The organism is Streptomyces sp. NPDC001027 (assembly GCF_040299045.1).
GTDB lineage: Bacteria > Actinomycetota > Actinomycetes > Streptomycetales > Streptomycetaceae > Streptomyces.
In genome coordinates this window covers 1-10,268 of record NZ_JBEPBI010000265.1, presented here as the reverse complement: position 1 = coordinate 10,268, position 10,268 = coordinate 1, and the positions used below count along the sequence as shown (strand labels likewise).

The 10,268-nt window shown below is 71.8% G+C and carries 8 protein-coding genes; 3 read left to right on the top strand and 5 right to left on the bottom strand.

Features of this window, described 5'->3' with window-relative positions; genetic code table 11:
* From ABT300_RS37235 to ABT300_RS37215, 5 genes are all read right to left on the bottom strand, one after another.
* On the bottom strand, nt 1-234 hold a 234-nt coding region (locus ABT300_RS37235; RefSeq protein ID WP_351685645.1), incomplete at its 3' end, for a hypothetical protein.
* Nucleotides 231-1,103 (bottom strand): carbohydrate ABC transporter permease, encoded by an 873-nt coding sequence (locus tag ABT300_RS37230; protein ID WP_351685643.1) that lies wholly within the window; start codon nt 1,101-1,103, stop codon nt 231-233. The genes ABT300_RS37235 and ABT300_RS37230, both read right to left, overlap by 4 nt.
* Before the next feature lie 15 nt (nt 1,104-1,118).
* Nucleotides 1,119-2,081, bottom strand: coding sequence for a carbohydrate ABC transporter permease (locus tag ABT300_RS37225; protein WP_351685641.1), 963 nt, complete (start codon nt 2,079-2,081; stop codon nt 1,119-1,121).
* A complete protein-coding gene (locus ABT300_RS37220) occupies nt 2,081-3,367 on the bottom strand; it encodes an ABC transporter substrate-binding protein (RefSeq protein WP_351685639.1) in 1,287 nt (428 codons plus the stop codon). Before ABT300_RS37220 ends, ABT300_RS37225 begins: the two co-directional genes overlap by 1 nt.
* A gap of 84 nt (nt 3,368-3,451) precedes the next feature.
* Nucleotides 3,452-4,504, bottom strand: a complete 1,053-nt coding sequence (locus tag ABT300_RS37215) for a carbohydrate kinase family protein (protein WP_351685637.1) — start codon at nt 4,502-4,504, stop codon at nt 3,452-3,454.
* A 126-nt stretch (nt 4,505-4,630) separates the two neighbouring features.
* Here ABT300_RS37215 and ABT300_RS37210 point away from each other — a divergent pair, with 126 nt between their 5' ends.
* The 3 genes from ABT300_RS37210 to ABT300_RS37200 all read left to right on the top strand — a co-directional run bounded on the left by ABT300_RS37210 (nt 4,631) and on the right by ABT300_RS37200 (nt 9,881).
* On the top strand, nt 4,631-5,395 hold the full coding sequence (locus ABT300_RS37210; protein ID WP_351685647.1) for a DeoR/GlpR family DNA-binding transcription regulator: 765 nt from the start codon (nt 4,631-4,633) through the stop codon (nt 5,393-5,395).
* Nucleotides 5,392-6,729 (top strand): 6-phospho-beta-glucosidase, encoded by a 1,338-nt coding sequence (locus ABT300_RS37205; RefSeq protein WP_351685635.1) that lies wholly within the window; start codon nt 5,392-5,394, stop codon nt 6,727-6,729. Before ABT300_RS37210 ends, ABT300_RS37205 begins: the two co-directional genes overlap by 4 nt.
* 89 nt (nt 6,730-6,818) lie before the next feature.
* Nucleotides 6,819-9,881, top strand: a complete 3,063-nt coding sequence (locus ABT300_RS37200; protein ID WP_351685633.1) for an alpha-mannosidase — start codon at nt 6,819-6,821, stop codon at nt 9,879-9,881.
* The last annotated feature ends 387 nt before the right edge of the window (nt 9,882-10,268 follow it).

The window sequence follows — 10,268 nt, the reverse complement described above, 5'->3', positions numbered from 1 at the left end:
GTCGTCGGCGCCGTCGGCGCCCTCGACGGACTGCATCGTCCACACGCCGGGCACGGCCGCGCTCGACCAGCGGCCGCCGACCGGCGCGTCCGGAGCGGGCAGCAACTGGAAACGCCAGTCGCCGTCCAGGGAGTGTGCTCCGCAGCGCCGGTCGACGGCGTTCATGGGCAGCCGGCCCCAGGAGGTCAGCTCGGGCGCCGACCAGGGCCGCAGCGCCAGCAGCGGGTCCGTCACTTGACGGCTCCCTTGGCGAGGTCCCCGATGATCTGGCGGGCGCCGAGCGCGAACACGATCAGCAGGGGGACGAGGGCGAGCAGGGCGCCGGTCATGACCATTCCGTAGTCCGTCGTTCCGTGAGTGCCGTTGAGCTGTGACAGCGCCACCTGGAGGGTGACGTTGTCCGGGTCGGTGAGGGCGATCAGCGGCCAGGCGTAGTCGTTCCACTGGCCCATGAAGGTGAAGATGCCGAGGAAGGCCAGGCCCGGCCGGACCACGGGCAGCGCCACGTGCCAGTACTGGCGCAGGAAGTGCGCGCCGTCGATGCGGGACGCGTCGAGGAGTTCGTCGTGGATGGCGCCGGTCATGTACTGGCGCATCCAGAAGATGCCGAAGGCGTTGGCGGCCGCCGGCACGATCAGCGCCGTCATCGACCCGATCCAGCCGAGCCCCGCCATGATGACGAACTGCGGGATGGCCTGGAGCTGCGCCGGCACCATGAAGATGAACATGAGCAGCACGAACAGCAGGCGCTTGGCCGGGAAGTCGAACTTGGCGAAGACGAAGGCGGCCAGCGAGTCGAAGAACAGGACCAGGAAGGTCACCGACCCCGCGACCAGCAACGAGTTGAGCATCGACCCGAAGAAGTCGACGGTGTCGAAGAGGCTGCGCAGGTTCTCCAGGAAGTGCGTGCCCGGCAGCAGCTTGGGCGGGTAGGAGAAGATCTCCGACGTGGTGTGCGTCGACATGATCACGGCCCAGTAGAACGGGAAGGCCGAGAGCAGGACGCCGACGACGAGGACGGCGTGCAGCGCGATCCCTGTGCGGCGGGATCCGTCGATTCCGCGGGTGTGCCGGGTGTGCCGGGTGGTCCGGTTGGATGCCATGGTGTGCGGGCCTCCCTAGCCTTCGCCGCGGCGCTGCACCAGCCGCCAGTTGATGATCGAGAAGAGGACGACGACGAGGAAGATGCCCCACGCCACGGCGGCGCCGTAGCCGAAGTCGTTGTTGTCGAAGGTCTGCTGGAAGAAGTAGAGGACCATGGTCCGGCCGGCGTGGCCCGGACCGCCCGAGAACGTCGAGTCGTTCGAGGTGTTCTGCAGCAGGACCTGGGGTTCGGAGAAGCTCTGCAGACCGGTGACCGTCGACACGACGAGCACGAACAGCAGCACCGGACGCATCATCGGCAGGGTGATCCGGAAGAAGGTCTGCACGGGACCGGCGCCGTCCATGCGCGCCGCCTCGTACAGCTCGCCGGGGACGGTCTGCAGGCCGGCCAGGAAGATGATCGCGTTGTAGCCGGTCCACTGCCAGGTCATCAGCGTCGCGACGGCGATCCGGATGCCCCACGGGGTGTTCAGCCAGGCGATCTGGTCGAAGCCGACGGCCTGCAGAAAGGCGTTCACCAGGCCGAAGTTGGTGGAGAACACCGAGCCGAAGACGATCGCGATCGCCACCACCGAGGTGACGTTCGGCAGGAAGTAGGCGACCCGGTAGAGGGTCTTGAAGCGGACGGCCGAGTTGAGCATCACGGCCGTCACCATCGCCAGGAAGATCATGGGGAAGGTGGCCAGCGCCCAGATGACGATCGTGGTCCCGATCGAGGACCAGAACTGCGTGTCGCCGAGCAGGTAGCGGTACTGCGACAGCCCGGCCCACTCCATCGGGCCGAGGCCGTCCCACCGGTGGAAGGACAGGTAGAGCGAGAAGCCGACCGGGATCAGGCCGAAGCAGAGGAACAGCAGGTAGAAGGGGGAGATCGCGGCGTAGAGGTGCCAGTGCTTGCGCCACCCCGTACGGGGCCGGACGGCGGGCGTGGGCGTCACGACGGCCGGGGGCCGTTCGACGGCGGGGAGCGTGGCCATCAGACGCTCACCCCCAGGTGCTTCGCGATGCGCCGGCAGGTGCTCATGGCGTCACTCCAGGCTTGCTCCGGGTCCTTGCCGAGGACGCCGACGTTCTTGATCTCGTCCTTGATGGGCTGTCCGAGCGCCACGTCGAAGGGGCTGTTGTAGGCGACGGAGATCTTCTGCGCGGCCGGCCCGAAGACGTCCATCGTGACCTGCCCGCCGAAGAACTCGTCGGGCTCGCGCACCTGCTTCAGGCCGTACGACGCGGGGGTGGAGGGGAAGAGCCCCGCGTCCAGGAACCCCTGCGCCTGGTTGCCCGCGTCGAGCATCCAGCTGATGATCTGGAACGCCTGCTCGGGCTCGCGGCACGCCTTGGTGACCGACAGGAACGAACCGCCGTTGTTCGCGGGCCGCACCGGCATGTCGGCCACCCGCCAGCGGCCCTTGGTCTTCGGCACGCCGGTCTTGAGGTCGTTGGTGGCCCAGGAGGCGCCGAGCTGGCTGGGCAGCTTGCCGTCCTCCACCGCCGACAGCTGGTCCGGGGTCCCGCTGACCAGGTTGGAGACGATCTTGCGCTGCTTGGCCTCGACGGCGAGCGCCCAGGCGCGCCGCACATGCTCCTGGTCGCCGATGAAGTGGCGGTCCTTGTCCACGTAGCGTGCGCTGCCCTGCTGCACCGCGTTCTCGAAGACGCTGTTGACGTCGGTCAGCAGCGAGGTCCCCGGGAGCCGCTTGCGCAGTCGCTCGCCGGCCGCGAAGAACTTCTCCCAGGTGTCGAGCTCGCGGGAGACATCGGCGGGCTCGTAGGGCAGGCCCGCCTTCTGGAAGACCGCGTACTGGTAGAGGTGGGCGACCGGGCCGCAGTCGATCGGGAAGCCGACCAGGGAGCCGTCGTCGGCGACGCCCTGCTCCCACTTCCACGGCAGGTACTGGCTCTTGAACTTCTCCGCGCCCAGCGTGCGCAGGTCCACGAACTGGTCGGCGTCGGGCAGGTAGGACGCCATGTCCTCGCCCTTGAGCCCCGCGATGTCGGGGATGTGGGCGCGGCCGGCCAGCGTGGTGATCAGCTTGGAGCGGTAGTAGCCGCCGATCTTGATCGCCTGGAGGTCGACCGCGCTGTCGTAGCGGGACCTGGCGTTCTTGACGACGGTGTCGCCGAGGCCGCCGTCCCAGTACCACAGGACCATGTTCCGGCCGGTGGAGCCGGTCGGGACGGCGCAGCCGGCCGTCAGGCCGCCGAGCGCCGTGGCGGCCGTGCCGGCCAGGCCCGCGCGCAGCAGGCCTCTTCGTGAGAGCCGCACAGCTCCCACCGCCTTTCGGATCTGTTCGCGTCTTCGCAGACGGGGTGCCGTTCGAGGGGCATGCGTGGGGGGCGTCCGTCCGGCTCAGGGCCGCAGGACGGGCGGGGTGACCGGGGCGTGCCGTACGGGCGGGCCCACGTCCGCCGGGATGCGGTCGGCGAGGAAGCCGTACGCCCGCTTCAGGTCGGGGTCGGTCAGGGAGCGGTGCCAGCGCCGCACGCCGTACCAGCCGGGCGCGGCGAGTGCGCCGCCGTGGCGCTGTACGGACAGTCCGGCGGCGAGGACGGCGAACCGCAGCCGCTCCTCCAGCGGCCAGCCGCCGAGCGAGGCCGCCACGAAGCTCGCGCCGAACACGTCGCCGGCGCCGGTCGCGTCCAGGACGTCGACGTCCAGGGCGGGGACCTCCGCGAACTCGCCGGTGCTCTGGTCGACCGCGACGGCGCCGTGCGCGCCCCGGGTGACCACGGCCACCGGCACCAGCTCGGCGAGCGTGCCGAGCGCGGCGAGCGCGCTGTCGGTGCGGGTGTACGCCATCGCCTCGGTCTCGTTGGGGAGGAAGGCGTGGCACAGGGCCAGCTGGTCCAACAGACCGGCGGACCACTGCCGGGTGGGGTCCCAGCCGACGTCGGCGTAGACCCGGGTGCCGTTCGCGGCCGCCTTGGCGAGCCAGCCGCGCGGTTCGGCCTCGAGGTGCACGAGGGCCGTGCGTGCCTCGGGCGGGTCGCCCATCAGCGCGTCCTGCGAGTACGGCGGCTCCTGGCCGTGGGTGACGAGGGCCCGGTCGAAGGCGGGTGCTCCGCCGCTCGGGGCGCCGGGTCCGGGGAGGGCGAGGGCGACGGTGACGGGGGTGTGCCAGCCGTCGGCGGTGCGGGACAGGGCGAGGTCGACGCCTTCCTGGCCGGCGAGGACCTCCCGGCAGTGGGCGCCGTAGAAGTCGTCGCCGAAGACCGTGGCGAGCGAGGTCCGCAGGCCGAAGCGGGACGCCGCCACCGCGAGGTTGGCGATGCCGCCGGGGCCGCAGCCCATGCCGTCGGTCCAGATCTCCTCGCCCGCCGTCGGCGCTCGGCCGAGGCCTGTGAGGACGAGGTCGTAGAAGAGCAGCCCGGTGAGCACAACGTCGGGCCGGTCGTCGTCCACCGCGCATCCTCTCGTCAGAACTCTTCATTTCGGTGACCGGAATCGTGCGCCCCTCCGCGAGATTGGTCAATACCTCAGCAGAAGTGAGCATGGATTTGATTGAAGATGACGAGTAGTGTTCACGTCGTGCTGGCAGAACGACGACATCAACTCATCCTGCGGGCCCTGCGCGCCGGGGGCCCCGCGGCCGTGACCGATCTCTCCGAGGAGCTGGGTGTGAGCCCGGCCACGATCAGGCGCGACCTGGTCAAGCTCGAGGAGGACGGCCTGCTGACCCGGGTGCACGGCGGGGCCGTCGCGGAGGAGGGAGACCAGCCCTTCGCCGAGGTGGCCGAGGTGCGCGTGGCCGAGAAGGACGCGATAGCGGCCCGGGCCGCGGCGATGGTCGCGGACGGCCAGACGGTGCTGCTCGACATCGGCACCACCGCCTACCGGCTGGCCCGGCAGCTGCACGGCCGCAGACTCACCGTGATCACCAGCAACCTGGTGGTCTACGAGGAGCTCGCCGACGACGAGGGCATCGAGCTGGTGCTCCTCGGCGGCATGGTCCGCCGCGAGTACCGTTCGCTGGTGGGCTTCCTCACCGAGGACAACCTGCGCCAGCTGCACGCCGACTGGCTCTTCCTCGGCACCAGCGGAGTGCGCCCGGGCGGGCAGGTGATGGACACGACGGTCGTCGAGGTGCCGGTCAAACGGGCCATGATCAAGGCCGGCGGCAAGGTCGTCCTGCTCGCCGACGCGGCGAAGTTCCCGGGCACGGGCATGGCGAGGGTCTGCGGTCCCGAGGACCTGGACGTGGTGGTGACGAACGGGCCGGTCGACCCGGCGACCCGGTCCTCGTTCGAGGAGGCGGGCGTCGAGGTGGTCCTGGCAGGAAAGGTGCAGGCGTGAAACTGACGATTCTGGGCGGCGGCGGGTTCCGGGTGCCGCTCGTGTACGGCGCGCTGTTGACGGACCGCGGCGAGGGGCGCGTCACGGACGTCGTCCTGTACGACCTGGACGGCGGCCGGCTGCGGGCGGTCGCCCGGGTGCTGGCCGAACAGGCCGCCGCCGTGCCCGACGCCCCCCGCGTGACCGCCACCACCGACCTCGACGAGGCTCTGCGCGGCGCCGACTTCGTCTTCTCCGCGATCCGCGTCGGCGGCCTCGAGGGACGCGCGAACGACGAGCGGGTGGCCCTCGCGGAGGGGGTCCTCGGCCAGGAGACGGTCGGCGCCGGAGGCATCGCCTACGGCCTGCGGACCGTCCCCGTCGCCGTCGACATCGCCCGCCGGGCGGCCCGTCTCGCCCCCGACGCCTGGGTCATCAACTTCACCAACCCGGCGGGGCTCGTCACCGAGGCCATGTCCCGCCACCTCGGCGACCGCGTCATCGGCATCTGCGACTCCCCGGTCGGCCTCGGCCGCCGTATCGCCCGGGTCCTCGGCGCCGACCCGAACCAGGCGTGGATCGACTACGTCGGCCTCAACCACCTCGGCTGGGTCCGCGGCCTGCGCGTCGCCGGACGCGACCAGCTGCCGCGGCTGCTCGCCGACCCCGACCTGCTCGGCTCCTTCGAGGAGGGCAAGCTCTTCGGCGTCGACTGGCTGCAGTCCCTCGGCGCGATCCCCAACGAGTACCTGCACTACTACTACTTCAACCGCGAGGCCGTCCGGGCCTACCAGCAGGCCGAGAAGACCCGCGGCGCGTTCCTCGCCGACCAGCAGTCCCGCTTCTACGAGGAGATGAGGGACCCGGGCGCGGCGGCCCTGACGGCCTGGGACCGCACCCGCGCCGAGCGCGAGGCCACCTACATGGCCGAGAACCGGGAGACCGCCGGCGCCGGCGAGCGCGACGCCGACGATCTCTCCGGCGGCTACGAGAAGGTCGCCCTGGCCCTGATGCGGGCCATCGCCCGCGACGAGCGCACCACGCTGATCCTCAACGTGCGCAACCAGGGCGTGCTCTCGGTGCTCGACGCGGACGCCGTCATCGAGGTGCCCTGCCTCGTGGACGCCGGCGGCGCGCACCCGGTGGCCGTCGCCCCGCTGCCCGAGCACGCCACCGGACTGGTCTGCGCGGTGAAGGGCGTCGAGCGCGAGGTGCTGGCCGCCGCCGAGTCCGGTTCCCGGGCGACGGCCGTCAAGGCGTTCGCGCTGCATCCGCTGGTCGACTCGGTGAACGTCGCCCGCAGGCTGGTCGAGGCCTACGCCGACGTCCATCCGGGGCTGGCGTACCTTAAGTAGCCTCAGCGGGGGAAAGCGCTTTCCCCCGCTGGGTCCAGCACCCGGCCTCAGGCCTCCCGCACTTCGTGGTCCCCCTCTGGAGATTCCCCATGCATGACGAACGCCGCCGCATCGAGGAGCGCGTCGAACGCGTCCACAACCAGCGCGTCAAGCCCGCCGTCTACGCGGCCACCGTGCCCCTCGAGGTCGAGGCCTGGCAGGCGCCGGGGGAGCCCGTGCCCTTCGAGGAGGCCGCGGCCGCCGCCTACGAGCCCTTCGCCATGGACACCCCGTGGGGACCGCCCTGGGGCACCACCTGGTTCCGGATGCGCGGCCGGGTGCCCGCCGAGTGGGCCGGCCGGCGCGTCGAGGCCGTCATCGACCTCGGCTTCGTCGGCGACTGGCCCGGCAACCAGGCCGAGGCCCTCGTCCACCGCACCGACGGGACGCCGCTGAAGGCCGTCAACCCGCTCAACCAGTACGTGCCGATCGGCAACCCGGCGACGGGCGGCGAGAGCGTCGACTACCTCGTCGAGGCGGCCTCCAACCCCGACATCCTGGCGAACGACTTCGCCGCGCCGACCCAGCTCGGCGACGTGCTGACCGCCGGCGACCGACCGCTGTACACCTTCCGCCGCGCCGACCTCGCCATCCTCGACGAGCAGGTCTGGCACCTCGACCTCGACCTCCAGGTGCTGCGCGGCCTGATGGTCCACCTCGCCGAGCACGAACCGCGCCGCCACGAGATCATGCACGCCCTGGACCGGGCCATGGACGCCCTCGACCTGGACGACGTCTCCGGCAGCGCCGCCGCCGTCCGCGAGGTGCTGGCCCCGGTCCTGGCCCGGCCCGCGCACGCCAGCGCCCACACCGTCTCCGGCGTCGGCCACGCGCACATCGACTCCGCCTGGCTGTGGCCGATCCGCGAGACCAAGCGCAAGACCTCCCGCACCTTCTCCAACGTCACCGCGCTCGCCGACGAGTACGAGGACTTCGTCTTCGCCTGCTCCCAGGCCCAGCAGTACGAGTGGGTGCGCGACAACTACCCGCACGTGTGGGCGCGCATCCAGGAGTCCGTGAAGAAGGGACAGTGGGTCCCGGTCGGCGGCATGTGGGTGGAGTCCGACGGCAACCTGCCCGGCGGCGAGGCCATCGCCCGACAGCTCATCCACGGCAAGCGGTTCTTCATCGAGCACTTCGGCGTCGAGACCAAGGGCGTCTGGCTGCCGGACTCCTTCGGCTACAACGCCGCCTACCCGCAGCTCGCCAAGCTCGCCGGCAACGACTGGTTCCTCACCCAGAAGATCTCCTGGAACCAGACCAACAAGTTCCCCCACCACACCTTCTGGTGGGAGGGCATCGACGGCACCCGCATCTTCACCCACTTCCCGCCGGTCGACACCTACAACGCCCGCTTCAGCGGCGAGGAGATGGACCGCGCGGTGCGCAACTACTCCGAGAAGGGCGGCGGCACGCGTTCCCTCGCCCCCTTCGGCTGGGGCGACGGCGGCGGCGGCCCCACCCGCGAGATCATGGAACGGGCCCGTCGGCTCGCCGACCTCGAAGGCTCGCCGAAGGTCGTCATCGAGCACCCCGACGACTTCTTCGCCCAGGCCCGCGCCGAGTACCCGGACGCCCCCGTGTGGGTGGGCGAGCTCTACCTGGAGCTGCACCGCGCCACCTACACCACGCAGGCGCGCAGCAAGCAGGGCAACCGTCGGTCCGAACACCGCCTGCGCGAGGCGGAGTTGTGGGCGACCACGGCCGCGCTGCACGCGCCGGGCTACGCCTACCCGTACGACAGGCTCGACCGGCTCTGGAAGACGGTGCTGCTGCACCAGTTCCACGACATCCTGCCGGGCTCCTCGATCGCCTGGGTGCACCGCGAGGCCGAGGCCGAGTACGCCAGGGTCGCCGCCGAGCTGGAGGAGCTGACGGCCGAGGCCGTGGCCGCGCTGGGCGCGGGCGCCACCCGCGTGTTCAACACGAGCCCCTACGACCGCGCCGAGGTCGTGCGCACCTCCGCCGGGGCGCCGGCGTACGTGGAGGCGCCCGCGAACGGCAGCGCCCCGCTGGCCGCGCCGGCCGTCGGCACGCCGCAGGCCGTGACGGTCACCGGCCGCACCCTCGACAACGGACTGGTCCGCGTCGAGGTCGCGGCGGACGGCACGCTGTCCTCGGTGCGCGACCTGCGCGCGGACCGCGAGGTCCTCGCCGGCCCTGGCAACCTGCTCCGCCTGCACACCGACCTGCCCAACTACTGGGACGCCTGGGACATCGACAAGCACTACAAGAACCGCTTCACCGACCTGCTCGACCCGGACGCGGTCACCGTCGTCGAGGACGACCCGCTGCTCGGCGCGGTGCGCGTCACCCGCTCCTTCGGCAGGGGCTCGACCCTCACCCAGACGATCACCGTGCGGGCGGGCAGCCCCCGCGTCGACATCGAGACCGACATCGACTGGCACGAGGCCGAGAAGATCCTCAAGGCCGCCTTCCCGGTCGACGTCCGCGCGCCGCACTCGTCCGCCGAGATCCAGTTCGGGCACGTCCAGCGGCCCACGCACACCAACACCAGCTGGGAGGCGGCCCGTTTCGAGGTCTCCGGCCACCGCTGGGTGCACATCGGCGAACCCGGGTACGGCGTCGCCGTCCTCAACGACTCGACGTACGGCCACGACGTCTCGCGCACGGTCCGCGAGGACGGCGGCACGACGACCACGGTCGCCCTCAGCCTGGTGCGCGCCCCGCGCATCCCGGACCCCGAGGCCGACCAGGGCCGGCACCGGTTCACGTACTCCCTGCTGCCGGGCGCCACCATCGCGGACGCGGTCGCCGAGGGCTACGCCCTCAATCTGCCGTTGCGCGTCGCGGAGTCGGCGGGCGCCGCGGAGCCGGTCGTGTCCGTGGACGGCGACGGCGTGACCGTCGAGGCCGTCAAGCTCGCCGACGACCGGTCGGGCGACGTCGTGGTACGGCTGTACGAGTCCTGCGGCGGACGGGCCCGGGGCGTGCTGCGCACCGGCTTCCCGCTGGCCGGCGCGGAGGCGACCGACCTGCTGGAACGTCCGCTCGACGAGGGCGCGGCGGCGACCGTGCACCCCGACGGCACGATCGGGATCGCCCTGCGCCCCTTCCAGATCCTCACCCTCCGCCTGCGCCGCGCCACCTGACCCACGGCGCCCCGCCCCACCGGACGGGCGAGTTCCGGCGCCCGTCCGGTGGGGGCGAGGGGAGCCGTGGGCCGTGGCGGGCGGTTCGGGCGGGTCGGCGGGCCGGGGCGTGCGCCCGGCGCGCCGGTCCGGTCGGGCGAGCTGCGGCCGCCGGCGGGTGGAGGCGGGCCGCAGGTCCTGAAGTCCCGGCAGGCGGGGCGTGGTTCGTCCTGATCGGCCCGAAGCGGTTCCGAACGGGCTGGTCCGCCCGGGCGCGCCGTGAAGTCGCCCGCTCCGCCGGTCTCCTGAAAGGGATCACCGTGCCGATGCGACCCTGCTTCGGTCTCGGAGTCGTACCGAGGGTCCGCACGTCCCTGACGCACGGTCGGGCCGGTCGGCCGCTCCCCG

Coding starts and splice junctions, on each gene's coding strand:
- ABT300_RS37230 (WP_351685643.1), bottom strand. CDS start 1,103: ATGGCATCCAACCGGACCACCCGGCACACCCGGCACACCCGCGGAATC.
- ABT300_RS37225 (WP_351685641.1), bottom strand. CDS start 2,081: ATGGCCACGCTCCCCGCCGTCGAACGGCCCCCGGCCGTCGTGACGCCC.
- ABT300_RS37200 (WP_351685633.1), top strand. CDS start 6,819: ATGCATGACGAACGCCGCCGCATCGAGGAGCGCGTCGAACGCGTCCAC.